We start from the raw sequence: 25250 nt of genomic DNA, 5'->3' as shown, positions 1-25250 counted from the left end.
ACAGACCGGCTTTTATGTGCCGGGCCTCTCGCGAACGGGAGAATCGGTCATTTATGCGCGAGGCGGCGCTGCGGACCATTCCCGAACGATCGGAAGATTTGAGTGTGATTTCAGGCGCGAACACCCGCAGGGCCGTTCTGGCCGCCGCTGCTGCGGCCGGAGCTTTCGCTTTGGTCGGGCTCGGCTTTCTGGCGCTGGCTCCGAGCCTGGTGCCGGAGGCGGAGTTGCGCCGGGTGGTCACCGATGCGCTGGCCCGCTCCACCGGCCATCGCGCCAGCATTTCGGGCGAGCCGCGCCTCGCGCTCTTTCCCGTCCCCTCCGTGATCCTGGAGAAGGTGGCGTTTCCCATGCCGGGGCGCATGGCGCTGGATGCGCAGGGCGCCGTGGCGCGTCTGCGCCTGCTGGGCCTGCTGACCGGCCGTGTGGAAGTGGCGGATGTGACGCTGGAGCGTCCCACCCTCGTCATCACCGGCCATTCCCCCCTCCTCGCGCCCGCGCTTGTCTCGCTTCTGGCGGGGCCGGACCTGCCGGAGCTGCGCCTGCATGGCGGCACGGTCGCCATGCGCAATGCGGACGGCCTGACCGAGGAATTGGTGAGCGGCATCGACGCGCATGTGGAGCGCTCCCTGGTGGGCGGCGGGCTCACCGCGCAGCTCTCCTTCACCTGGCGCGACCGCACGACCCGCGCCGAACTGGAAATCGCCGACGCGCGCGCCTTCCTCACCGGCGAGGCGACGGACGCCAAGGCCCATGTGGCCACGGGCGATTCCTGGCTACGCTTCCGGGGGCAGGCCGCCGCAGGCCCCGCCGCGAAACTGGCGGGCGAGGTGAGCGGGGAAACCGGCGCGTTGCGCGGCCTGCTCACCTGGGCCGGAACATCCCTGCCCATTTCCGGCGGGTTCAACCAGTTCGCCTTTTCCGGCTCGGTGAAAGCGGATCGTGAATCGGTCCAACTGTCTCCGGTCGTCGCCACCCTCGACGGCAACAAGAGCGAAGGCGCGCTGACGCTGAAGCTCGGCGGTCCCCGCCCCTCTTTGGAAGGCACGTTCGCCGCCAATGCGGTGGACCTGACCCCCTATGGCCGGATCGCCATGACCGAGCGGGCCGACGGGGATTGGGACCGAACCAACCTCAATCCGCGCCCCCTCTCCCGGCTCGACCTCGACCTGCGCCTCTCCGCCGCGCGCATGAAGGTGGAGGACAGTGTGTTCGAGCGGGTGGCCACCAGCGCCGTCCTGCGCTCGGGGCATCTGGTCCTGGCGCTCGGCACCGCGCAGGCGTGGGGCGGCTCGGTGCGGGCTTCGCTGGATATCGTCGCCAATGGCGGCGCCGAGGGCACGGCCCTGAAATTCCAGGGCACCGGCACCGGCATCGCCCTTGAGCGCGCCTTCGGCGACCTGCTGAGCATCCGGCGCATCGAAGGCACGGGCGACGTGGAAGCGGTGCTGGAAGGCGCCGGCCACAGCTATTACGAGATCGCCCAGGCGCTGTCCGGCATGGTGCTGCTGCAGGCCACCAACGGCTCCATCGCGGGCATCGACGTGGCGCAGGTGATGCGGCGCATCGAGCGGCGCCCCCTCTCCGGCGGCGGCGACCTGCGCGGCGGGCGCACCCCCTTCGACCGGCTGGTGGCCAAGATCAACCTGACCGACGGCGTCGCCCGCCTGATCCAGGCGCAGATGTCCGGCAAGCAGGTGAACCTCGCCCTCGACGGCGCGGTGGATGTGGGCTCGCGCGACATCGATCTCCAGGGGCGGGCGATCCTGCTGCCGTCCGCGTCGGCGGAACGCAGTGCGCCTTTCGACCTGCCCTTCATCATCCAGGGTCCCTGGAGCAGCCCGTTCGTCATGCTGGACCCGCGCAGCCTGATCGAGCGCTCCGGGGCCGCCCAGCCGCTTCTGGAAGCGGTGCGCAATCGCGGCCCCAGCGGCGAGGCCGCCGTTCGTTCCGTGATCGAGCAATTGGCCAAGCCCACCGCCCTGCCCCCGGCGAAACCGGCGAACTGATTTCCCGCTCCTCGCGTCCGTCCGAAGCGTCCCTCAGGCGGGGGCGATGGTGGTTGCCGTCGTCGCCTCCAGGGGCAAATCGTTGCGCGCGGGTGACGCCACCGCGCCCGGCGGATCGTCCGCAAGGCGCGCGAACAGGAAATGGTCCTCCCACATCCCGTTGATGCACAGATAGCGGCGCGCCAGACCTTCCCGCACGAATCCCAGGCCCTCCAGCAGCCGGATGGACGGGGTGTTGTTGGTCATGCAGGCGGCTTCGATGCGGTGCAGGCCGAGCGCCTGATGGGCGACGGGCAACATGGTGCGCACCGCGGCCCGCATATAGCCCTGCCCGGCGAAGGGCGCGCCCATCCAATAGCCGAGGCTCGCCGCCTGGCAGATTCCCCGGCGCACGTTGGACAGGGTCAGCCCGCCCATGAGGCGGTCGTCCGAGGCGCGGAACAGGAACAGCGGATAGGCCTCGTCGCGGACCATGTCCCGCGCGTAGCGGCGCAGCCGTCGCCGGAAGGCGGGCTTGGTGAGGTCGTCGGCGGCCCAGATGGGTTCCCACGGCGTCAGGAAGGCGCGGCTCGTCTCCCGCAGCTCACGCCATTCGTCATAGTCGCGCATCTGCGGCACGCGCAGATAGACGCCATCCCCGTTCACGGCGGGGAGCACATCGGGCGAGAGGATCGAGGACAGGAGCCACATGCCCAAGCTCTTTACGCACGCCTCAGCCGGTCCCCGCCCCGGCGTCAGCTCACTCGCAGACGTTCCACCACCCGGGCCGCGGGTTCAAGCCCCCTTCCCGGCCCGATGGCGGACAGAACCGGCCGTCCGCCGCCCAGGAGACCTTCAGCCGCGGCGCGCACGGCCGCCACGTCCACGGCCTCCACCTTGGCGACGATCTCCTCCACGGGGATGATGCGGTCGAAACCCAGGATCTGACGCGCCAGCTGATCGGCCCGCGCGCCGGAGCTTTCCAGCGCCGCCAGCAGGCCCACCTTCATCTGCGCCTTGGCGCGGGCCACCTCCACGTCGCTGGCGTCGCGGGCGACCGCCTCCAACTGGTCGATGACCACATTGGTCAGCTCGCCCACATCCCCATCGTCGGTGCCCGCATAGATCCCGAACAGCCCGGCATCGGCATAGGGCCAGTGGAACGCATAGATGGAATAGCAGAGGCCTCGCTCCTCGCGCACTTCCTGGAACAGGCGCGAGGACATGCCTCCGCCCAGCACATTGGCCAGGACCTGGAGCGCGTGGAAGCCCGGATCCTTGTAGGAGAGCCCTTCCAGGCCCAGCACCACATGGACCTGCTCCAGGTCGCGCGGGGTGAGGGTCGTCCCGCCCGCAAAGCGCGCGGGCGGCGGCTCGGCCTTGCCCGCGCTGCTCAGGGAGCCGAGGCGCGCGGCGGCTTCCGCCACAAGCTGGTCGTGATCCACGGCACCCGCCGCCGCGACCACCATGCCCGGGCCGCGATAGGTGCGGGCCAGATAGGCGCCGAGCCGGTCGCGGTCGAAGCCGCGCACGGTCTCCGGCGTGCCGAGAATGGAGCGGCCGACGCTCTGGCCGGGGAATGCGGCCTCCTGGAACAGGTCGAACACCAGGTCGTCGGGCGTGTCCATCACAGCCCCGATTTCCTGGACGATGACGTTCTTTTCTCGCTGAAGCTCGTCCGGCGCGAAGGCGGGCTCGGTGAGGATGTCTGCGAGGATATCGAGGCCGAGCCCCACATCCTCGCCCAGCACGCGGACATTGTAGGAGGTCTGCTCCACCGAGGTGGCGGCATTGATGTCGCCGCCCACCTGCTCGATCTCCTCCGCGATCCCGCGTGCGGAGCGTCGGCGCGTGCCCTTGAAGGCCATGTGCTCCAGCAGGTGCGAGATGCCGTGCTCGCCTTCGCTCTCATCGCGGGCGCCCGCGCCCACCCAGATGCCCAGGGAGGCCGTGCCCAAATGCGGCATGGCATCGGTGACGACGCTGATTCCGTTGTCGAGACGGGTAAGGCGCACGCTCACGCGGCGGCCCCCGAAGCGGTGCGGGCGTGGGTGGTGATGAAGGACTGGATGGCCCCGAGATCGTTGGGCAGCACGGTGAACCGCTCCTTGCGCGTTAGCAGGTCCGCCATGTGCGGCGGCAAGGCCGGGCGCTTTCCGGTGGCGGCCTCGACGGCGTCCGGGAACTTCGCAGGATGGGCCGTGGACAGGATGACCTGCGGCACGGAGGCGGAATGCTCCACCTTGCCCGCCACGTTCATGGCGACGGCGGTGTGCGGGTCGAGCATGTATCCGGCCTCGCGATAGAGGCGGGAAATGGTGGCGGCGGTCTCCGGCTCATCGGCGCGGCCGGCGGAGAAGTCGCTGACGATGGCGGTGAAGGCGTCGCGCGGGATGGTGAAGCTGCCGGACTGGCCGAGGGAGGCCATCAACCGGCGGACGATCTCGGCGTCGCGGTCCAGGGCCTCGAACAGCAGGCGCTCGAAATTGGACGAGACCTGGATGTCCATGGAGGGCGAGGAGGTGGCGTGCACGCCACGCACCTCGTAGCGGCCGGTCTCGATGGTCCGGGCCAGGATGTCGTTCACATTGGTGGCGACGGTCAGGTCGCGAATGGGAAGCCCCATGCGCTTGGCCACCCAGCCCGCGAAGATATCGCCGAAATTGCCGGTGGGAACGACGAAGGACACTTCCCGATGGGGGCTGCCCAGCGCCACGGCGGAATAGAAATAATAGACCACCTGGGCGACGATGCGGGCCCAATTGATGGAATTGACCCCGGCCAGGGACATGCGATCCCGGAACAGGTGGTTGTTGAACATGGCCTTCACATGGGCCTGGCAGTCGTCGAACGTGCCTTCCACCGCGATCGCGTGAACATTCTGCCCGCCCACCGTGGTCATCTGGCGCCGCTGCACCTCCGAGACCCGGTTGTGGGGATAGAGGATGAAGACGTCGAGCGCATCCGAGTGGCGGAACGCCTCGATGGCGGCGCTGCCCGTGTCGCCGGACGTGGCGCCCACCAGGGTCGCCCGTGCGCCGCGCTGGGAGAGGACATGGTCCATGAGGCGGGCGAGCAACTGCATCGCCACGTCCTTGAAGGCCAGCGTCGGGCCGTGGAACAGCTCAAGCACGAAGGTATTGGGCGCCACCTGCAGCAGGGGGGTGGTGGCCGTGTGCCGGAAGCCCGCATAGGCGTCCGAAATCATCACATCGAGGGCGGCGGCGGGAATGGCGTCGCCCACGAAGGGGGTGATGATCCGGCGCGCCACGTCCGCATAGGACTTGCCCGCCAGGGAGGCGATCTCCTGCGTGGACAGAGTGGGCCAATCCTCGGGCACATAAAGCCCGCCGTCGCGGGCGAGTCCCGCGAGCAAGGCATCTGAAAAGCCCAGGAGCGGCGCTTCGCCGCGGGTGGAAATGTAGTGCACCGTGTCGCTCCGGGTGGGCGTCGCGCGCCGAAACGGGATACGCCGGGTCTCGTCAGTGACTGAAAGCGCTGACACGGCGATTTGTGCCGCTCTTATCCGCCCTTGCGCGGGAATGCCAGTCCGCCTTGCCCGCCGACGCGGGGCGGACCAGGATGCCGCATCTGCCTGCACGGATTTCTATCATTGATTTCACTGCTTTCCCACCTGCTTGCGGTCATCGGCAGACAGGGCACAAAGGCCGTTGCCGCAAGCATTTTCGTCGGTCTCGCCTTGCCGCCTCTGGCGGCTCTGGCCAAGCCCGTGCTGGTGCCATGCATTTTATGCCTGCTGGCCATGTCCTTCATGCGCACCGACCTGCGCCAGATGGCCGGGGGGCGTCATGCCCTGCTGCTGGCGGGGGCGCTGGTCTGGATCATGGGCGTGCTGCCGCTCGCCCTCGGCTTCACCGTGAACCGCCTGCTGCCGCCGGCCGATAACGGCCTCATGCTGGCCCTGGTGATGCAGGCCGCCGCGCCGCCCATCATGTCCACGCCTGCTTTCGCGCTGCTTCTGGGGATAGATGCGGCGCTCAGCCTCGCGGTGATGCTGCTGGCCTTGTGCATCCTGCCCTTCACGGCCCCTGTGTTCGTGGCCTATTTCACCGATGGCGCGCTGGCGCTGGACGGGATGGCGCTCGGCGGGCGGCTTGTGCTCATCATCGCCGGTTGCGCGGGTTCGGGCCTCCTGTTGCGCGGGCTCATCGGGCCGGTGCGGATGGTGCGCTGGAACGACCAGCTGAACGGCCTCAACGCCCTGTTGCTGCTGGTTCTTGCCGTCGCTTTCATGGATGGGGTGACGGCACGCCTTCTCGTGGAGCCCTGGCTGGTGCTGGGCATGGCGGGGCTCGCCGCTTTGGTGTCCGTCTGCGCGCTCCTGGCGACACTGGCACTGTTCCGGCGGGTGGAGGCGGGACAGGATTTGATGCTCGCTTATGCGGCGGGCAACCGGAATTTCGGCCTCATGGTGGCTGCGGCCGGTGGTGTCCTGCCGGAGACCACCTGGCTCTATGTGGCCCTGGCTCAATTCCCCATTTACCTCCTGCCCTATCTGCTGCGTCCCCTCGCCGCCCGCCTGCTGCGCCGCGCAGGGCCGCCCTGACATCGGCGCGCTACCGGAGAGGGCTCCAATCTGTTAGAGCGCAGCCCAACACCTCCTGAAGCGAGCCAAGCCATGATCCCCCGCTACAGCCGGCCTGAAATGGCCTCCATCTGGACCCCGGAAGCCCGGTTCCGCATCTGGTTCGAGATCGAGGCCCATGCGGCTGAGGCCATGGCGGACCTCGGCATCGTCCCCAAGGAGGCGGCCGCGCTCATCTGGGAGAAGGGCCGGGACGCCCAGTTCGACGTGGAGCGCATCGACGCCATCGAGCGCGAGGTGAAGCACGACGTTATCGCCTTCCTCACCCATCTCTCCGAGATCGTCGGCCCCGAAGCGCGCTTCGTCCACCAGGGCATGACCTCGTCCGACGTGCTGGACACCTGCCTTGCCGTCCAGCTCACCCGCGCGGCGGACCTGCTGATCGCGGACGTGGACCAGCTTCTGACGGTGCTGGAGCGCCGGGCGTTCGAGCACAAGCTCACCCCCACCGTGGGCCGCTCCCACGGCATCCATGCCGAGCCCACCACGTTCGGCATCAAGCTGGCCATCGCCCATGCGGAATTCCAGCGCAGCCGCGCCCGCCTCGTGGCCGCCCGCGCGGAAGTCGCCACCTGCGCCATTTCCGGCGCGGTGGGCACCTTCGCCCACGTGGATCCCCGCGTTGAGGAATATGTGGCGCAGAAGATGGGCCTGGAGGTGGAGACCGTCTCCACCCAGGTGATCCCGCGCGACCGGCACGCCATGTTCTTCGCCACCCTTGGCGTCGTTGCCTCGTCCGTGGAGCGGCTCGCCACCGAGATCCGCCACCTGCAGCGCACCGAGGTGCTGGAAGCGGAGGAATATTTCTCCGAGGCCCAGAAGGGCTCCTCGGCCATGCCGCACAAGCGCAACCCGGTGCTGACCGAGAACCTCACCGGCCTTGCCCGCATGGTGCGCGCCTATGCCCTGCCCGCCATGGAGAATGTGGCACTCTGGCACGAGCGCGACATTTCGCACTCCTCCGTGGAGCGCATGATCGGCCCCGATTCCACCGTGACCCTGGACTTCGCGCTGATGCGGCTCGCCGGCGTGGTGGACAAGCTGGTTGTCCATGCCGACAACATGCAGAAGAACATGGACAAGCTGGGCGGGCTCATCCACTCCCAGCGCGTTCTGCTGGCGCTGACCCAGAAGGGCGCGAGCCGCGAGGATTCCTATCGCCTCGTGCAGCGCAACGCCATGAAGGTCTGGCGCGGCGAAGGCGACTTCCGCACCTTCCTGCTGAATGATGCGGACGTGCGCAACTTCCTCTCGGAAGACGACATCAACGAGAAGTTCGATCTCGGCTACCACCTGAAGCACGCCGATACGATCTTCAAGCGGGTGTTCGGCCGGGCCTGATCGCCGGCGCATTCCCAAAAGAAAAGCCCGGGCTCTCGCCCGGGCTTTTTTATTCACGTCATGTGCTGGATGGCGTCAGCCGATGGCGCGATCGCGCACGGCGATGCCCTTCTCCTCGAAGAGCGGGATCAGCTCTCCGGCCTGGAACATCTCGCGCACGATGTCGCAGCCGCCCAGGAACTCGCCCTTCACATAGATCTGCGGGATCGTGGGCCAGCTCGCATAATCCTTGATGCCCTGACGCAGCTCGTCGGACTCCAGGACGTTGATGCCTTTGAACGGCACGCCGACATGGTCGAGGATCTGGACGACCTGACCGGAGAAGCCGCACATGGGGAATTGCGGCGTGCCCTTCATGAACACCACCACATCGTTGCCCTTGACCTCGCGGTCGATGAATTCGCGAATGCTCATGTCGTTCGTCCGAATATGGCCCGGCGGCGCCGGTATATGGCCTTGAAGATCGGGGCTCGGCCGTCAAAGCGCAAGGGGCGGTGACGGCCACGGGAAAATGGCTGCCTGTCGCGGTTCGCCGCAGGCTCAGGCAGCCGAAACCTCAGGCAGGGGCCGAGGTCTTGAGCGCGAGCGCGTGCAGCACGCCGCCCATATTGCCCTGGAGGGCGGCATAGACGAGCTGGTGCTGCTGCACCCGCGACTTGCCCCGGAATGCCTCCGACACGATGGTCGCGGCATAATGGTCGCCGTCTCCGGCGAGGTCCTGGATGGTCACTTCGGCATCGGGGAGCGCCTGCTTGATCAGGCGCTCGATATCTGCGGCGGCCATAGCCATGGTCTTATCCCCTCGTCAGGAGCTGGCGCCCATATAGATGGGCAGCCATGTTTCGTTCCGGTCGCGCAGGCCCTCCACGGAGATGGAGCGCTCGCCGGGCAGGAGGATGCGGTCGCCGCCGGTCTTGCCGAGCTTGAGCAGCGGCACGCCCGCCGCCTCGGCGCGGCGCACGATGTCCGGCCCCTCGCCATGGGCGGCGACGATGACGTAGCGCGCCTGATCCTCGCCGAACCAGAAGGCGTGGGCGGGGATGCTCGCGGGCTTGTCCAGGGAAGCGCCCAGCTCGCCGGCCATGGCCATCTCGGCGATGGCCACCAGAAGGCCGCCGTCGGAGACGTCATGCACGGCCGTCACCACTTCATCGCGGATCAGGGAGCGCACGAAGTCGCCGTTGCGCTTCTCGGCCACCAGGTCCACCGGCGGGGGCGCGCCCTCTTCCCGGTCGCAGACGGTCTGCAGATAGGCGGAGGCGCCGAGCCAGCCTTCGGTCTTGCCCACCACATAGATGGCCTCGCCCGCGGCCTTGAAGCCGAGCGTCATGCTCTTGTGGAGATCCTCCACGAGGCCCACGCCGCCAATGGTGGGGGTGGGCAGGATCGCCTTGCCGTTGGTCTCGTTGTAGAGGCTCACATTCCCGGACACGACCGGGAAGTCGAGCGCCTCGCAGGCCGCACCGATTCCCTTCACGCAGCCCACGAACTGACCCATGATCTCGGGGCGCTCGGGATTGCCGAAATTGAGGTTGTCGGTGACCGCGAGCGGGATCGCGCCCACGGCTGTCAGGTTGCGCCACGCCTCGGCCACGGCCTGCTTGCCGCCCTCGAAGGGATCGGCTTCGCAATAGCGCGGGGTCACGTCGGACGTGAGGGCGAGCGCCTTCGGGCCATCTTCCACGCGCACCACCGCGGCGTCGCCGCCCGGCTTCTGCACGGTGTTGCCCTGGATGAGATGGTCATACTGCTCCCAGATCCAGCGCTTGGAGCACAGGTCCGGGGACATGATGAGCTTGTCCAAAGCGTCGGGCACGGACACCGCATCCGACACGTCGGAGGGCTTCAGCACCTTGCGGGGCTCGCTCTCCACGAACGGGCGGTAATATTCCGGCGCCTCGTCGCCCAATTCCTTGATGGGCAGGTCCGCTTCCACCACGCCCTTATGCTTCACCACGAAGCGCAGCGTATCGGTGGTGTGGCCGATGATGGCGAAATCGAGCCCCCATTTGCGGAAGATGGCCTCGGCCTCTTCTTCCTTGCCGGGCGCGAGCACCATGAGCATGCGCTCCTGGCTCTCCGACAGCATCATCTCATAGGCCGTCATGCCGGTTTCGCGGCACGGCACGGCGTCCAGGTTCAGCTCGATGCCGAGGTCGCCCTTGGCGCCCATCTCCACGGCCGAGCAGGTGAGGCCGGCGGCGCCCATGTCCTGGATGGACACCACGCAGCCCGCCTTCATGATCTCAAGGCACGCTTCAAGCAGCAGCTTCTCCGCGAAGGGGTCGCCCACCTGTACGGTGGGGCGCTTCTCCTCGGCGCCCTCGCCGAATTCCGCCGAGGCCATGGTGGCGCCGTGGATGCCGTCGCGGCCGGTCTTGGAGCCGAGATAGACGATGGCGCGGCCGACGCCGCTCGCCGCCGCATAGAAGATCTCGTCCGTGCGGGCGAGGCCCACCGCCATGGCGTTGACGAGGATGTTGCCGTTATAGCGCTCGTGGAAGCCCACCGCGCCGCCCACCGTGGGCACGCCGAAGGAATTGCCGTAGCCGCCGATGCCCGCCACCACGCCCGCCACCAGATGGCGCGTGCGGGGGTGGTGACAGTCGCCGAAGCGCAGCGCGTTGAGCGCGGCCACCGGGCGGGCGCCCATGGTGAACACGTCGCGCAGGATGCCGCCTACACCCGTCGCCGCGCCCTGATAGGGCTCGATGAAGGACGGGTGATTGTGGCTTTCCATCTTGAAGACGGCGGCGAGCCCGTCGCCGATATCGACCACGCCCGCATTCTCGCCCGGGCCCTGGATGACGCAGGCGCCCTTGGTGGGCAGGGTGCGCAACCAGACCTTGGACGACTTGTAGGAGCAGTGCTCGTTCCACATGGCCGAGACGATGCCCAGCTCCGTGACCGAGGGCTCGCGGCCGATCAGCTCCACGAAGCGCTGATATTCCTCCGGCTTCAGGCCGTGCTCGGCCACCAGCTCAGGCGTGATGTTCGGGGTGTTGGGAATAAGGTTCACGTCCGTCCGATCCCGTCCGGCGTGCCCCGGCCCGCAAGCCGGCGGCCGCCTCGATCCTCTGCCAGGGGCCAATCGTCCCGGTTCAGTCTTTTGTCCCGCCGGCTCCGGTCCATGACCGGCGCCGGGCGGGTTTCGTTCCAGCGTCGCGCGGTCCGGGCCGGAAGCGGTGAGGCTTCGGCCCGCGGCGTCCGTCAGGCCGCCTTCAGCGCGGCCGCGAGACTTTCGAACAGTCCGCGCCCGTCGATGGGGCCGATCTCCGGCTCGATGTAGTTTTCCGGATGCGGCATCATGCCGAGCACGTTGTGGCTCTCGGAATAGATGCCGGCAATGCCGTTGATGGCGCCGTTGGGGCCGTCCGTCTCGTCGATCTCACCGTCGCTGCGGGCATAGCGGAAGGCCACGCGGCCCTCGCTTTCCAGGCGGCGGATGGTCTCTTCGTCGGCGGTGTAGTTGCCCTCGCCATGGGCCACGGGGATGCGCAGCAGCTCACCCTTCCGATAGGCCTTGGTGAAGGGCGTATCGGCCCGCTCCACCCGCAGGTTCACTTCCCGGCACACGAAGCGAAGCTTCGCGTTGCGCACCAGCACGCCCGGCAGAAGGCCCGCCTCGCACAGGATCTGGAAGCCGTTGCAGATGCCGAGCACCAGCCCGCCGCGCTCCGCATGGGCGCGCACCGAGTCCATGATCTTCGCCCGCGCGGCGATGGCACCGCAGCGCAGATAGTCGCCGTAGGAGAAGCCGCCGGCCAGCACCACCAGATCGGTGTTGGACGGCAGGTCGGTCTCCGCATGCCAGACCGGCACCACTTTCGAGTGGGACACCAGCGAGAGCGCGCGCTGAATGTCGCGCTCGCGATTGGTGCCCGGAAAGACGATGACGGCGGATTTCATTCGGCGAACTCGACCCGATAGGTCTCGATGACCGTGTTGGCGAGAAGCTTGTCGCAGGCATCCTTCAGGACCGTCTCGGCCGACGCCTTGTCGTTGCCGGAGAGTTCCACGTCGAACACCTTGCCCTGGCGGACGCTCTGGACACCGGAGACGCCGAGTGAGCGCAGCGCGCCCTCGATCGCCTTGCCCTGGGGGTCCAGCACCGCGGATTTCAGCGTGACGATCACACGCGCTTTCATGAGCACCACTCGTAACGGAAGCGGGGGGCGTTATGCCCCCCGTTCAGGTTTCGATCAAGATGTCCCGCTCACTTCACCAGGAGCGGACCCTTACCCTGTGTCGGTTCGTTCTCGGCGAGAATCCCGAGCCGCCGGGCGACTTCCGAATAGGCTTCAACGAGGCCGCCCATATCCCTGCGGAAGCGGTCCTTGTCCAACTTGTCGGAGGACTTGATGTCCCACAGGCGGCACGAATCGGGGCTGATCTCGTCAGCCACCACGATCCGCATCATGTCGTTCTCCCACAGCCGGCCGCACTCCATCTTGAAGTCCACCAGCCGGATGCCGACCCCGAGGAAGAGGCCGGACAGGAAGTCGTTCACGCGGATCGCCAGCGCGATGATGTCGTCGATCTCCTGGGTGGTGGCCCAGCCGAAGGCCGTCACATGCTCCTCGGAGACGAGCGGATCGTTCAGCGCGTCGTTCTTGTAGTAGAATTCGATGATCGAGCGCGGCAGCGCCGTCCCTTCCTCGATGCCGAGGCGGGTGGACAGGGAGCCGGCCGCGACATTGCGGACCACGATCTCGAGGGGAATGATCTCCACTTCACGAATCAACTGCTCGCGCATGTTGAGCCGGCGGATGAAGTGAGTCGGAACGCCGATCTCATTCAGTCGCGAGAAGATATATTCCGAGATCCGGTTGTTCAGGACCCCTTTGCCGTCGATGACGTCATGCTTTTTGTTGTTGAAGGCGGTGGCGTCATCTTTGAAGTGCTGGATGAGGGTGCCCGGCTCCGGGCCTTCATACAGGACCTTCGCCTTGCCTTCATAGATGCGGCGGCGGCGGCTCATAGGGGTATACCGTCGATTGAGGAAATCCATGGGTTTGCCAAGGCTCCGTTCATGTAACGCTCCTCGGCGAGGTGCATCGATAGCCGTTGCTGCGGCGCACGCGACACCCTTTCGGACACTAGCCCATTGGCGAGCGGGTTACAACGCGCTGTCAGCCATCCCCGCCCCTGCGTCGAGACGGCGACACCCTTGCCGTTGATCTAGGGGAACCTCCCCTATATTCAAGGGCGCTGAGCGGGATGGTGGGGTGTTCCCTACCCCCATGGGTCACAAAAACGTCATTATGAGGGCAGCCATGACCACCTTCGACAAGCGCGAGGACGGCTTTGAAAAGGCTTATGCGCTGGACGAGGAGATTCGGTTCAAGGCCCTGGCGCGGCGGAACAAGCTGCTCGGCCTGTGGGCTGCGGAGAAGCTCGGCCTCTCCGAGGAGCAGGCGCAGGCCTACGCCAAGGAAGTGGTCGTCGCCGATCTTGAGGAGCACGGCGACGAAGACGTGTTCCGCAAGCTGCGCACCGACTTCGATGCCAAGGGCTTGGACATCTCCGACCACCAGATTCGTCGCAACATGGACGAGTTCCTGACCCAGGCGGTCCAGGCGGTGCGCACCGCCGAGTGAGCCGCCGACGCCGCGCCGCAAGTCCGGGGCAAGTTTGGCCGGTTTAGACTGGCGCGATCCCGGACACGGGGCGCGCGCAGTTTCGGAGCGGTCGGTATGGGACGTTCAATCGGTTGGGTGATGGCGGGCGTGCTGGTCGCGCTTTCCGCGGCTCCTGCGTTCGCGGCTTCGGCCGTGGTTCTGCGCGACCTGAACGTCCGCGCCGGGCCGGGCACCAATTTCCGGGTGATCGGCAGCGTGCGCGGCGGCACCAATATCGAAGTGGTCGGCTGCACTCCCGCCTGGTGCAGCATCGCCTGGCCGAACGCGGCCTTCGTGTCCGCCGCCTATCTCGGCTTCAACGGCCCGCCGCCTTATGCGAGCGGCCCGGTCGGCGTGCCCGTGGTGCCGGCCGCTCCCATCGCGGTCCCCGTTCCCGTTCCCGCCATGCCCGGCACCGTGCCGGGCGTGCCGCTGGTGGTGGCAGAGCCGCAGGCCTCCGTGGTGGTGGTGCCGCCTCCCCCGGTCTATTACGGCCCGCCCTCCCGCGTGTTCGTGAACCCGCCCGGACCCGTGCCCGGCTATTACGGCGCCTGGGGCGTCTGGGGCGGAGGCGGCTGGTAGCCACCGCTTCCCTTCCGGCTTTCTCGATCTTCGGCTGGGGCGTTTCGTGCGATCGCGCGAAGCGCCCTATCTGTCTGTGGGGCTCGCATTGAGCACCCTTTGAGTGATTTCCCCCGATGGATGGATGCCATCTGACCCGAACGCGCTTTAAGCTCCTCCGTCCAAGGAGGACATCGTGCCGTTCAATCCCGACTGGACCGATCTCGGCCTCAGGCTCGTCTGCGCCTTTCTCGCCTGCCTGACCATCGGCCTCGACCGCGAGTGGCAGGAGCGTGCGGCGGGCATGCGCACCACGATTCTCGTGGGGCTGGCCGCCTGCCTGGCCGCCATGAGCGCGAATCTGATGCTGGCCACCCAGGGCTGGCAGTCCCAGGACTTCGCCCGCATGGATGTGCTGCGCCTGCCCTTGGGCATCCTGACCGGCATGGGCTTCATCGGCGCGGGCGCCATCATGCGCCGGGCCGATGGGCTGGTTCAGGGCGTCACCACGGCCGCGACGCTCTGGTTCGTCACCGTCATGTGCCTGTGCTTCGGCTCCGGCCAGCTCATATTGGGCGGGCTCGCCTGGGCGCTGGCCCTTGCCACGCTCTGGGGACTGAAGCGCGTCGAAACGTGGCTCCACCGCTGGCGCGAGGCCACCTTGACCCTGACGCTGGGTCGGGAAGGCCCCTCGGAGGAAGAGATCCGGCAGATCATCGGGCAGTCGCGGGCGCGAATCCGCCGGATGTTCGTCCGCCATGAGCCGGCGAGCGGGCGGCGGGACTACCGCTTCACCCTGTGGTGCGCGGCCCGGCCCGGGGAAGCGCCCGCATTGGTGGGCGCGCTCTGCACGAAGCCGGGGGTCGAGCAGTTGGACTGGGACATGTAGTCTGAAACAAGAAAGGCCGCCCCGAGGGGCGGCCTTTCGAACTGTCGGCGGATCGTCGGGCGATCAGCGCGAATAGAACTCGACCACGAGGTTCGGTTCCATGCGAACCGGATAGGGCACCTCGTTGAGGTCCGGCACGCGCACGAAGGTGGCGGCCAGCTTGTTGGCGTCCAGCTCGATATAGTCCGGCACGTCGCGCTCGGCGAGCTGCTGGGCTTCGAGGACCAGGGCCATCTGCTTGGAAGCGTCCTTCACCTCGATCACGTCGCCCACCTTCACAAGGTAGGAGGCGATGTTCACGCGGCGGCCGTTCACCTTCACATGCCCGTGGTTCACGAACTGGCGGGCGGCGAAGATGGTGGGCACGAACTTGGCGCGGTAGACGACCGCGTCGAGGCGGCGCTCCAGCAGGCCGATCAGGTTGGCGCCGGTGTCGCCCTTCATGCGGCCAGCTTCCACGTAGACCGCGTGGAACTGCTTCTCGCCGATGGAGCCGTAATAGCCCTTCAGCTTCTGCTTGGCGCGCAGCTGCACGCCGAAGTCGGACAGCTTGCCCTTGCGGCGCTGACCGTGCTGGCCGGGGCCGTACTCGCGGCGATTCACGGGGCTCTTCGGGCGGCCCCAGATATTCTCACCCATGCGGCGGTCGAGCTTATGCTTCGCCGCGATGCGCTTGCTCATGTAACGCTGATCCCATTGTTACGTTCTATGGATTGGATCGCGCCCCTCCTCTGTGGCCCGTGGGATCAAGGATCCCGGAACCACTGACAGGCCCGCCGGCGCGCTGCCGGAAAGACCACGGGTGCAAATGCCAAATGCCTTTTCACCGGCCAGGAGATCCCGGCCAGCGAAGTGCAGGCTTCTAAGGGCGTGCCGCCGCAAAGTCAATGCATAGGCGGCTTCCGGCTTCGGGAGGCTTCCGTTAGCTTATCCTGGTGCCACTCCATAGGACAGTCCATGCGCCTGCTCGTCTTCCAGCACGCCGCCTCCGAGCATCCCGGCAGTTTCCGCGACATGATGCGGGCCGATGGCTTCCAATGGGACACGGTGGCGCTGGACATGGGCGACCCGATCCCCTCCCCCGATGGATATGACGCGCTGATGGTGCTGGGCGGCCCCATGGATGTGTGGGACGACGACATCCTTCCCTGGATGCGGGCGGAGAAGACCTTCATCCGCAACTGGGTGACGAAGGAGCGGCCCTATCTCGGCATCTGCCTGGGCCACCAGCTTCTGGCCGATGCGCTGGGCGGCAAGGTGGAGAAAATGGCGCGCCCCGAAGTGGGTATATGCGACGTTCATCTCACCGTCGAAGGCCGGGAGGCGCCATTTCTCGCCGGGTTCGACAGCCGCTTTCCCACGCTGCAATGGCATGGCGCGGCGGTGACGACTGCCCCCTCTGGTGCGCGTATTCTCGCGGCCAACGACCATTGCGCCATCCAGGCGCTGCAGGTGGGGCCGCGCGCCTTCAGCACGCAATATCACGTGGAGATCATCGACAGCACGGTGAGCGACTGGGGCGCCATTCCCGAATACAAGGCCGCGCTGGAATCCATCACAGGTCCGGGCGGGCAGGAATGGTTCGAGCGCGCGGCGGCCGAGCGTCTGGCGGAACTCCAGGCGGCGGCAGCGTTGCTCTACGGAAATTTCAAGACTGCCATCTCGTGAGTGCGAGGCTTATGCGCCCCGCAATGCCACCAGCACCTTGAGGCCGGGATAGCCGTCGGCGGGCTGGAGGCCGGCCCGCTCCTGGAAGGCCCGCACCGCGCGCATGGTGCCGGTGCCGACGCGCCCATCCGTGCCGCCCGTGTCGAAGCCGGCGCGGGTCAGGCGCACCTGGATTTCCTGGATTTCGGCAAGGCTCAGCGTCCGCTCGCCGCCGGGCCAGGGGGTGAGGAACGGCCCCTCCCCCACCACCCGGTCGCCCAGATGGCAGACCGCGAGGGCATAGCTGGAGGACGGATTGTAGGAGCGCACGGCGTAGAAATTGTGCAACAGCAGCAGCGCCGGTCCGCCCGGCCCGCCCGGCAGCCACATGCGCGCCTCGGCGTCGTAGCCCGACAGCGAGCCGCCCTCCACCGTGGTCACGCCCCGCGCGGCCCAGGCATCCAGCGAACGCCAGGTGCGATTATCCGCCAATTGGCTGTCGAAGCCCTCCGGCACGCGCGCCTCGAAGCCCCAAGGCTCCCCGCGCCGATACTTGCCGCGCTTCACCAGATAATTGGCGGTGCCCGCCAGCGCATCGTCGGGGCGGCCGAAGGGCGAGATGCGGCCGTTGCCGTCGAAATCCACGCCCATATTGAGCCAGACTTCGGGCATCCACTGGGTATGCCCCATGGCGCCGGCCCATGAGCCGACCATCTCATCTGGCGTCCCCCAGCCCCGCTGGACAATGACCAAAGCGTTCAGAAGCTCGGTTTCCCAATATTTGCGGCGGCGCGGCTCCCCCCAGGCGAGTGCCGAGAGGGAGTTGAAGACCGGCTTCATATGCTGGGGATTTTCCACCACCTGACCGAAGGCGGATTCCATGCCCCAATAGCCGAGCATGATGCGGCGATCGACGCCGAACTCAGTCTCGATGCGCGCGAAGAGCGAGGCATATTGCACCGCCTTCTGCTTGCCAGTGGAGATGCGCCAATCGGAGACCCGGCGATTCAGGTATTGCCAGACCTCTTCCTGGAATTCCGGCTGGGCCTTGTCGGCCGCATAAACCGAAGTGTCCGGCACCACCTGCCGCATGACACTGGCATAGACCTGATCATTGATGCCGCGCGCGGTGGCGCGGGCCTTGAACTTGGCCACCCAGGCATGGAAGCTCAGATTGCTGCTCTGCGCCAGCGCGCTGCCGCCCAATGCGGCAAGGGCACCTGCGCCGGCAAGGCCGGTGAGGAAGGTGCGGCGCGTGGTAACGAGGCGTCCACCGGTCATCAAGAGGCGATCCTTCGGGGTTCGTCCAAGAGGTCGGAGCGTTCAATGGGCCGCTGCAACAGGCCACCCACGAGACGGGCGTCCAATGTCTCCCCTGTTGCCGCCAGAAGGACAGGCTTGGGGCTGGAGGCGCGGCTGGTGGGACCGAGCAGCGAGGCGACGCGGCGGGCAATGGCGGGCGCGGGGTCCACCCAGGTCACGGGCCAGGGCGCGAGGCGCTTCAGATGGTCGAGAATGAGCGGATAATGGGTGCAGGCCAGGACCACGGTGTCGGTGCGTCCGCCGTCCGCCTTCACGAAGCAGGGCGCGATCTCCGCGCGGATATCGGCGTCATCCACCGGATCGCCATTCATCACTGCCTCGGCGAGGCCCGCCAAGCGATCGCTGGGCACCAGGGCTACCTTGCAGGCGCTGGCGAAGTCGCGGATTAGCGCCGCCGTATAGTCACGGCGCACCGTGCCGGGGGTCGCCAGCACGCTGATATGTTTTGAGATGGATGTCGCACAAGCCGGCTTGATGGCGGGCACCGTCCCGACGAAGGGGATGGCGTGCTGGGCGCGCAGCACCGGCAAAGCCAAAGTGGAGGCCGTGTTGCAGGCAATCACCACCAGATCCGGCCGGTAGCGGGTGATCAGGCCGTCCATCACCTCCGCCACGCGCCCGGTGAGCGCGCTTTCGCTCCAGGCGCCGTAGGGAAAGGCGGCCGTATCCGCCGCATAGACGAACTGGGCGTCCGGACGGACGCGGGCGACCTCGCGGAAGACGGACAATCCGCCGAGGCCGGAATCGAAGACGAGGATGGTGGGCGAGCGCAGGTCAGCGGACGGCACGGCGGGATATCTCTCAGCCGAAGCAATGGCACGGGTCATGATCTGTCCTCATCCCCCGGGCAATAATGTGGCCTCCCGGTAAACGAAGCATGAGCGCGGGACTTATCCCTGACGTTCGGGAACCCGCAGCACGAGGCCGTCCAAGGCGGGGGTCAGCGAGATCTGGCAGGACAGGCGCGAGGACGGGCGCACGTCGAAGGCGTAGTCCAGCATGTCCTCTTCCATGGGCTCCGGCTCGCCCACCGCCGCCTGCCACGCTTCATCCACATAGACATGGCAAGTGGCACAGGCACAGGCGCCGCCGCATTCCGCGTCGATGCCCGGCACCCGGTTCTTCACCGCCGCCTCCATGGCGGTCGCCCCCGCGGGGGCCTCCACGGTGCGTTCCGCGCCATCGAAGGAAACGAACGTAATGCGAGGCATGTGCGAAGAATGTCCTGTGGTCCGGGCGTCCCTATAGCGGCTTCGCTCCGATAAGACGAGATCGCGGGGCGATGCGCGCGTTAACGATATCTTCACAACTGCGGCAGGGGGCGGTTTCAATGAGTCGCCCCTCAAAGGTAGGATGCAGCAAGGTAAATAAACTCTTGCCGGATTGTATGCGCAGTCCGGCGGAGCGCGAGACCAGACGAATGTAACCGTGCGGCACAGCCGCACCGGGGGCGACGAGGCGAACATGAAGCAACCGCGTAAGATCCAGGATCCGACCGAGGCAGCTCTGTCGGCCATTCAGGAAGCCCTCTCGCTCCAGATGGACAATCCGGATAGCGCGCCTCCGGCCGAGGAGCGCACCGTCGCCCCCAGCCGGGAGCCCAGGCCCCGCCGTACCCGTGTGGAAGTGGCCGACCGCCGCGCCGCCAATGACGACCGGCAGACCGTCGGCCAGCTCCTCAGCCAGCTTCAGCGCCGCTCTTCCGCCGCGCCCTATTGGTGGGCCGCCGGCTTCGCCATCCTGTGGCTCGGCTTCGGCGCCCCCTACGCCATCGCCACACAGAAGGCCGCCTTCACCGGCGTCTCCGGCATTGACGCCCTGCTCGCCTCCCCTGCTCTGCTCGCCATTCTCGCCGGGCTGATCCTGCCGCCCATCGCCTTCTTCGCCCTGGCCGCCATGGTGCGCCGCTCGCGAGACCTTCAGCTCATCGGCCGCTCCATGACGGAAGTGGCGCTGCGGCTCGCCCAGCCGGAATCCCTCGGCATCGACGCCGTGGTCACCGTGGGCCAGGCCGTGCGCCGCGAGGTGGCCGCCATGGGCGAGGGCCTCGACCGCGCCATCGCCCGGGCCGCCGAGCTTGAGACCGTGGTGCGCAACGAAGTCTCCATCCTGGAGCGCGCCTATGAGGACAACGAGATCCGCATCCGCCACCTGATCGAGGAGCTTCAGGGCGAGCGCCAGAACATCCTCGACCACACCGAGCGGCTGCGCGAAGGCATCCTGGATGCCGAGACCATGCTCTCCACCGAGGTGCGCGAGGTCGCGGACCGGGTGCAGGACAATGTGACCGCCGCCCTTGACCAGGCGAACGAGATGCTCACCCAGCGCGGGGCGGAACTGACCTCCGCCCTCACCAGCGCCGGCGACAACGTGGCCGAGACCCTGAGCAGCAAGAGCGGCGACCTGATCGACCGGCTCCAGGCCATCGGCGCCACGCTGGAGGGCAACCTCACCCGCGCCTCCGACACGCTCGCCACCACCATGAAGACCCGCACGGACGAGCTGAGCGCCAGCCTGCTCTCCTCCTCCACCGAAGTGGCGGTGCTCATTTCCCGCTGGAGCGAGGAAGTCGCGACCGGCGCCGATCTCAACCGCAACGCGGTGGTCGAGGCGCTGGAAGCCAACAGCGCCCGCTTCTCCGACGACATCGCGGTGCGCGCCGAGGAAATCACCACCTCCTTCCGGGAAGCCGGCGAAGGCATGGTGCAGGACTTCTCCCAGCGCGGCGGCGATCTCGTGCGCAAGATCGAGGCGACCGGCACCCGCGTCGGCGAGACGCTTGCGGTGCATGGCGGAGATCTGGCCGATCGCATCGAGGCGGCGGGCAACCGCATCCACGACGCCGTGGCGGTGCATGGGGAAGACCTCCAGGCGCGTCTGGCGGAGACCGGCGAGCGCCTGACCGAGGCCCTCGCCCGCAGCGGACAGGACGTCACCACCTCCCTGCTCCAGAAGGGCGACGAGATCGCCGAGGCCCTCGCCTCCGCCGGTTCCGACCTGTCCGATCGCCTGGGCACGGTGGGCCTGGAAGTCACCGAATCCATTGGCGCCCGGGGCGCCAGCATCACCGAGGCCTTCGGCGAGACCGCCGAGGATGTCCTCGCCTCCATCGGTGCCAAGGGCGACGCGCTCAGCGAGATGCTGTCCGACCGCCTGCGCAGCATCGAGGAGACTGTCACCGTGGACGGCGCCAACCTCGCCGAGCGCATCGGCCATGACAGCCAGCTCATGGCCCAGGCCGTCCGGCAGGGCGTCGAGACCCTGGATTCCACCCTGCGCCAGCATGCGCCCACCCTGGTGGACGGCCTCTCGACGCAGATCAACGTGCTCAACGAAAGCCTCCAGAGCACGCTCAACGGGCTCGACCAGCGGCTCGACGCCACGGCGGAAGCCCTCACCGGCGCCATCGACACCCGCCTCACCCAGGCGGAGCGCGTGGTGGAGACCCGCACCCGTGCACTGGCCGATAGCCTTGCGCAGCGTGCCGGCCAGCTCTCCCAGGCCCTGGCCACCGGCGTCCAGACCACCGGCGACAGCCTCGACCAGTCTCTGGCCACCATCGACACCTTCTTCTCCGAGCGCACCGAGGCGCTCACCGCCACCCTGGACGCGCGCTCCAATGCGCTGTCGAGCGCGGTGACGCAGGGCGCCCAGGCGGCCACCGACAGCCTCGATCAGGCGCTCGCCACCATCGACGGCTTCTTCTCCGAGCGCGCCGGCGCGCTCACCTCGGCCCTCGACGCCCGCTCCAGCGAGCTGGCGCAGTCCATCACGGCGGGCGCGCAGATGGCGACCGACGGTCTGGATCTGGCGGCGGCGAACCTGGAAGCGGTCTTCACGGAACGGGCCAACACGCTCACCGCCGCGCTGGATTCGCGCGCCGGCCAGCTGGACCGTGCCCTCTCCTCCGGCACGCTCTCGGCGAATGCAGGCGTCGATCAGGCCCTCGCGAGCCTCGATACCTTCTTCACCGAACGCACCGGCTTCATCACCGATGCCATCGACATGCGCTCCAACGCGCTTGCGCAGTCCATTTCCTCGGGCGCGCAGATGGCCACCTATGGGCTCGATCAGGCCGTGGCGAACCTGGAGGCGGTCTTCACGGAGCGCGCCGACAGCCTCACCGCGGCGCTTGATGCACGCTCCAGCGATCTGGCGCAGTCCATTTCCTCGGGCGCGCAGATGGCCACCTACGGCCTCGACCAGGCCGTGGCGAACCTGGAGGCGGTCTTCACGGAGCGCGCCAACACCCTCACCGCCACGCTCGATGCGCGCTCCGGCGAGTTGGACCGCGCCTTGTCGGCCGGTGCCCTCTCGGCCGGCGTCGGTGTCGATCAGGCGCTGTCCAGCCTCGACGGCTTCTTCGCCGAGCGCACCCGCGCCATCTCGGACGTCCTCTCGGAGCAGTCGAGCCGCTTCGACACGACCCTGACCCAGAGCACCCAGTCCATCAGCGCCCTGCTGAACGAGCGGGCGGAGCATCTGGGCGCCAGCCTCGGCTATCGGGCGCAGAGCGTCGGCGACATGCTGAGCGCGCAGGCCCAGGCGCTGGGCGACACCCTTACCGCCCGCGCCCAGGACGTGGGCGCCCTGCTCACCGAGCGCACCGACTTCGTCAACGACACGCTGGCGTCGCGGGCCCAGGAGATTGCCGACCAGATCGACCACCGCGTCCTGCGGATCGAGGATCTTGTCGCGAACCGCCTGGAAGGCGTCTCCGCCGCCCTGGAGATGCGCGGCACCGCCGTCACCCAGAACCTCATCGGCAAGGTGGAGGCGGTCTCGTCCCGCCTGCGCCAGGACGCCGCCCAGGTGGAGTTCACCCTGTCGGGCCTTGCGCAGAATGTGGGCGTGACCCTCAGCGGGCAGGCGGATGCCATCTCCCAGGCGCTCACCGATCGTCTGCAGGAACTCACCGACGCCATCGACGGCAAGAACGCCCAGTTCCTCTCCGGTCTCCAGGATGCGGCGAGCCGCACCGCCTTCGAGATCGCTGCGGCCAATGCCTCGGTGAAGGGCGACGTGGACGCCATGATCCAGCGCCTGGGCGAGACGGACAGCTCGTTCAAGCAGGCCATGAGCAGCGTGGTGGCCGCCCTCGGCCATTTCGAGACCGGCTTCGCCGATCAGGTCCAGGCGCTGCAGGACAATGCGCGCGCCCTGAACAATTCCGCGGCGGGCACCGTGGGCCAGCTCGGCATCGAGGTGGAGAATCTGCGGGCCCTCAGCGATGGGGCGCTCGTGGAGATCGGCGCCCTCACCCAGCGCTTCGAGGCGCAGGCGCGGGCCGTGCAGGAAAGCTCGCAGGCCTTCGGCCAGACCAACGAGCAGGTGGAAGCCGTGCTCACCCAGCGCAAGGCGGCCATCGACGCCCTCGGTCTGGACCTGTCGCAGCAGGCGCAGGATCTGGAAGGGCGGCTCTCCACCTTCCAGGGCATGCTGGAACAGTCCTTCATGGCCGCCCAGCGGCGCGCGCAGGACATTTCCAACACCGTGGTCAATTCCGCCGCGAACACCACCAAGGCGCTGGAAACCCAGTTCGAGCAGGTGCGCAACGCCTCCGGTGCGGAGCGCGAGCGCGTGGCGGAGTTGCTGCGCGCCTCCTACCAGGACTCGCTCGGCGAGGTGAACCGCATGTTCGAGGAGACCGGGCGCCGCTTCACCGAAGTGTCGCGCCAGTTCAAGGGCGCGGCCGGCGACGTGCAGCGCTCCATTGAGCTGGCCCGCGAGGAGATGAAGAAGGGCATCCTCGAACTCCCCGCCGAGACCGAGGCGACCGCCGCCTCCATGCGCCGCGCCGTGGCCGAGCAGATCAAGGCGCTCGCGGAACTGAACGAGATCGTCGCCCGCCAGGGGCAGTCGGTGGACGTGTCCGCCGCGCCGGGCCGGATCGTGACCCGCGAGGCCCCGCGCCCCGCGCCCGTCGAGCGTACGGTCGAGCGTCCCGCCCCGGTTGAGCGCGTGGTGGAGCGACAGGTCGAACGGCCTGTGGAGCGTCAGCCGGAGCGCGTTCCGGTGGAACGTCCCGCGATGGACCGTCCCGCCCCGGTGCGCCCGCGCGCCGAAGCCCCGGTCCAGCCGCCGGCCCAGAGCGAGCCGCCGCGTCGCATGTCGCCTTTGCCCCCGCGCCGTGCCGAGGTGGCTCCCGAGCGCCCGGCCCCGCAGGAGCGGGCTCCCGTCGAGCGCGCCCAGCCTCCCCGTGAGGCCGAGGGTGGCCGCGACAGCTGGCTCTCCGAGCTTCTGGCCCGCGCCTCCGGCGATCTGGCGGATGTCCCGGCCCCCGTGGCGGAGCCGCCCCGCCGGGCCGAGCCCACCCGCACCCGCCTGCCGCGGCACACCATCGAATCCCTGGATTCCCTGTCCGTGGATATCGCCCGGATGATGGACCACAACGCGGCTGTGGAACTGTGGGACCGCTACAAGCGCGGCGAGCGCAACGTCTTCACCCGCCGCCTCTACACCATGCAAGGGCAGCAGACCTTCGACGAGCTGCGCCGCAAGTACCGCACCGATGCCGAGTTCCGCGACACGGTGGACCGCTACATCGCAGAGTTCGACCGCCTGCTGGAGCAGGTGGGGGCGGATGACCGCGGCAATGTGCTGACCAAGACCTATCTCACCTCGGATACGGGCAAGGTCTACACCATGCTGGCCCACGCGGCCGGTCACTTCGACTGAGGCAATCGCCTCCGGTCTTCGCGCCGGAGGCGGGGGGATTGCCGGATGTCACTGCAAACGGCCCGTGAGCCCCGCTCACGGGCCGTTTGCGTTTTCGGCTGAGCGGCGGATCGGCTGCACAGCCTCTCATTCATTGAGAGCGAGCGGTGGTCTTGGCTCGTCTCGCGACTCGCCCCCTCCCTAACCCTCCCCCGCAAGCGGGAGAGGGGATCTGTTGCGTTGAAGGCAACGGGGCGCTCTTCCAGCTTGCGCACCGCGAAGCCCTCTCCCGCTTGCGGGGGAGGGTTGGGAGGGGGAAGGTCGAGGGGGATCGTCGTGCGTGCTCAAATACCGACATGGCAAATGCGGTAGACGGACAGCCCCTCAACGGGGCCGCCCTAAGTTTCGCATCGACATCCAAGCGGTGTGAGCGGCTTGTCTAACAGAGCAACGTCATGGCCGCGCTTGTCCCGGCCATCTATGAAATTCCGGCAAGTGCGCGCTCGACGCAGAGGCGTGGGTGCCCAGCACAAGCCCCGCCATGACGAGCCTGAATAGGCGAAAGCCCGCCAACGCCGTGACGGCCGATCAGCCCCAGGCGCAACGGGACATCCGCATCC

Annotated in this window: 21 protein-coding genes; 8 read left to right on the top strand and 13 right to left on the bottom strand. The window is 67.8% G+C overall.

What is annotated here, in order from left to right; genetic code table 11:
• Positions 1 to 104 precede the first annotated feature (104 nt).
• On the top strand, positions 105 to 2006 hold the full coding sequence (locus EJJ38_RS07695; RefSeq protein WP_164738454.1) for an AsmA family protein: 1902 nt from the start codon (positions 105 to 107) through the stop codon (positions 2004 to 2006).
• A gap of 33 nt (positions 2007 to 2039) precedes the next feature.
• Here the strand turns inward: EJJ38_RS07695 and EJJ38_RS07690 are convergent, their stop codons facing one another.
• From EJJ38_RS07690 to thrC, 3 genes are read right to left on the bottom strand one after another with little or no spacing between them, the layout of a single operon-like run.
• Entirely contained in the window at positions 2040 to 2696 is a 657-nt protein-coding gene (locus tag EJJ38_RS07690; RefSeq protein WP_127089501.1) for a GNAT family N-acetyltransferase, read from the bottom strand.
• Between the two features lie 44 nt (positions 2697 to 2740).
• Positions 2741 to 4006, bottom strand: a complete 1266-nt coding sequence (locus EJJ38_RS07685; RefSeq protein ID WP_127089500.1) for a M16 family metallopeptidase — start codon at positions 4004 to 4006, stop codon at positions 2741 to 2743.
• A complete protein-coding gene (gene thrC / locus EJJ38_RS07680; RefSeq protein WP_127089499.1) occupies positions 4003 to 5415 on the bottom strand; it encodes a threonine synthase in 1413 nt (470 codons plus the stop codon). Before thrC ends, EJJ38_RS07685 begins: the two co-directional genes overlap by 4 nt.
• A gap of 300 nt (positions 5416 to 5715) precedes the next feature.
• On the opposite strand from thrC, the gene EJJ38_RS07675 reads away from it, so the two are divergent.
• Entirely contained in the window at positions 5716 to 6552 is an 837-nt protein-coding gene (locus tag EJJ38_RS07675) for a hypothetical protein (protein WP_127089498.1), read from the top strand.
• 72 nt (positions 6553 to 6624) lie between these two features.
• Positions 6625 to 7932 (top strand): adenylosuccinate lyase, encoded by a 1308-nt coding sequence (gene purB / locus EJJ38_RS07670; protein WP_127089497.1) that lies wholly within the window; start codon positions 6625 to 6627, stop codon positions 7930 to 7932.
• 75 nt (positions 7933 to 8007) lie between these two features.
• On the opposite strand, the gene grxD is transcribed toward purB, so the two are convergent.
• The 6 genes from grxD to purC all read right to left on the bottom strand — a co-directional run bounded on the left by grxD (position 8008) and on the right by purC (position 12943).
• The gene (grxD, locus tag EJJ38_RS07665) at positions 8008 to 8346 is read right to left on the bottom strand and encodes a Grx4 family monothiol glutaredoxin (protein ID WP_127089496.1); all 339 of its coding nucleotides are present in this window, start codon (positions 8344 to 8346) and stop codon (positions 8008 to 8010) included.
• Positions 8347 to 8488: 142 nt separating this feature from the next.
• Entirely contained in the window at positions 8489 to 8722 is a 234-nt protein-coding gene (locus EJJ38_RS07660) for a BolA family protein (protein WP_127089495.1), read from the bottom strand.
• Positions 8723 to 8737: 15 nt separating this feature from the next.
• On the bottom strand, positions 8738 to 10951 hold the full coding sequence (gene purL / locus EJJ38_RS07655) for a phosphoribosylformylglycinamidine synthase subunit PurL (protein WP_420836870.1): 2214 nt from the start codon (positions 10949 to 10951) through the stop codon (positions 8738 to 8740).
• Positions 10952 to 11142: 191 nt separating this feature from the next.
• Positions 11143 to 11841, bottom strand: coding sequence for a phosphoribosylformylglycinamidine synthase subunit PurQ (gene purQ, locus EJJ38_RS07650; RefSeq protein WP_127089494.1), 699 nt, complete (start codon positions 11839 to 11841; stop codon positions 11143 to 11145).
• The gene (gene purS, locus EJJ38_RS07645; RefSeq protein ID WP_127089493.1) at positions 11838 to 12080 is read right to left on the bottom strand and encodes a phosphoribosylformylglycinamidine synthase subunit PurS; all 243 of its coding nucleotides are present in this window, start codon (positions 12078 to 12080) and stop codon (positions 11838 to 11840) included. Before purS ends, purQ begins: the two co-directional genes overlap by 4 nt.
• A gap of 68 nt (positions 12081 to 12148) precedes the next feature.
• On the bottom strand, positions 12149 to 12943 hold the full coding sequence (gene purC, locus EJJ38_RS07640) for a phosphoribosylaminoimidazolesuccinocarboxamide synthase (protein ID WP_127089492.1): 795 nt from the start codon (positions 12941 to 12943) through the stop codon (positions 12149 to 12151).
• A gap of 265 nt (positions 12944 to 13208) precedes the next feature.
• Here purC and EJJ38_RS07635 point away from each other — a divergent pair, with 265 nt between their 5' ends.
• The 3 genes from EJJ38_RS07635 to EJJ38_RS07625 all read left to right on the top strand — a co-directional run bounded on the left by EJJ38_RS07635 (position 13209) and on the right by EJJ38_RS07625 (position 15003).
• Complete coding sequence (locus tag EJJ38_RS07635; RefSeq protein WP_127089491.1) at positions 13209 to 13532, top strand: DUF1476 domain-containing protein; 324 nt, start codon at positions 13209 to 13211, stop codon at positions 13530 to 13532.
• Positions 13533 to 13628: 96 nt separating this feature from the next.
• Positions 13629 to 14135, top strand: a complete 507-nt coding sequence (locus EJJ38_RS20435) for an SH3 domain-containing protein (RefSeq protein WP_205666120.1) — start codon at positions 13629 to 13631, stop codon at positions 14133 to 14135.
• Between the two features lie 175 nt (positions 14136 to 14310).
• Positions 14311 to 15003 (top strand): MgtC/SapB family protein, encoded by a 693-nt coding sequence (locus EJJ38_RS07625; RefSeq protein ID WP_205666119.1) that lies wholly within the window; start codon positions 14311 to 14313, stop codon positions 15001 to 15003.
• A gap of 63 nt (positions 15004 to 15066) precedes the next feature.
• On the opposite strand, the gene rpsD is transcribed toward EJJ38_RS07625, so the two are convergent.
• Positions 15067 to 15684, bottom strand: a complete 618-nt coding sequence (rpsD, locus tag EJJ38_RS07620) for a 30S ribosomal protein S4 (protein ID WP_127089489.1) — start codon at positions 15682 to 15684, stop codon at positions 15067 to 15069.
• A gap of 276 nt (positions 15685 to 15960) precedes the next feature.
• On the opposite strand from rpsD, the gene EJJ38_RS07615 reads away from it, so the two are divergent.
• Positions 15961 to 16671: a type 1 glutamine amidotransferase gene (locus EJJ38_RS07615; protein WP_127089488.1), complete on the top strand. Its 711-nt coding sequence runs from the start codon at positions 15961 to 15963 to the stop codon at positions 16669 to 16671.
• Between the two features lie 9 nt (positions 16672 to 16680).
• Here EJJ38_RS07615 and EJJ38_RS07610 read toward each other — a convergent pair whose 3' ends face one another.
• From EJJ38_RS07610 to EJJ38_RS07600, 3 genes are all read right to left on the bottom strand, one after another.
• A complete protein-coding gene (locus EJJ38_RS07610) occupies positions 16681 to 17931 on the bottom strand; it encodes a lytic murein transglycosylase (RefSeq protein WP_127089487.1) in 1251 nt (416 codons plus the stop codon).
• On the bottom strand, positions 17931 to 18800 hold the full coding sequence (murI, locus tag EJJ38_RS07605; protein ID WP_127089486.1) for a glutamate racemase: 870 nt from the start codon (positions 18798 to 18800) through the stop codon (positions 17931 to 17933). Before murI ends, EJJ38_RS07610 begins: the two co-directional genes overlap by 1 nt.
• A gap of 63 nt (positions 18801 to 18863) precedes the next feature.
• Positions 18864 to 19184 (bottom strand): 2Fe-2S iron-sulfur cluster-binding protein, encoded by a 321-nt coding sequence (locus EJJ38_RS07600; protein WP_127089485.1) that lies wholly within the window; start codon positions 19182 to 19184, stop codon positions 18864 to 18866.
• Between the two features lie 253 nt (positions 19185 to 19437).
• Between EJJ38_RS07600 and EJJ38_RS07595 the strand changes: the two genes are divergently transcribed.
• Positions 19438 to 24651, top strand: a complete 5214-nt coding sequence (locus tag EJJ38_RS07595; protein WP_127089484.1) for an apolipoprotein A-IV repeat region-like domain-containing protein — start codon at positions 19438 to 19440, stop codon at positions 24649 to 24651.
• Positions 24652 to 25250: the final 599 nt, after the last annotated feature.

Origin of the sequence: Aquabacter cavernae, from assembly GCF_003993795.1 — a bacterium.
Lineage (GTDB): Bacteria > Pseudomonadota > Alphaproteobacteria > Rhizobiales > Xanthobacteraceae > Aquabacter > Aquabacter cavernae.
The sequence above is the reverse complement of the archived record's forward strand: the minus strand, read 5'-3'. Positions and strand labels throughout refer to the sequence as shown.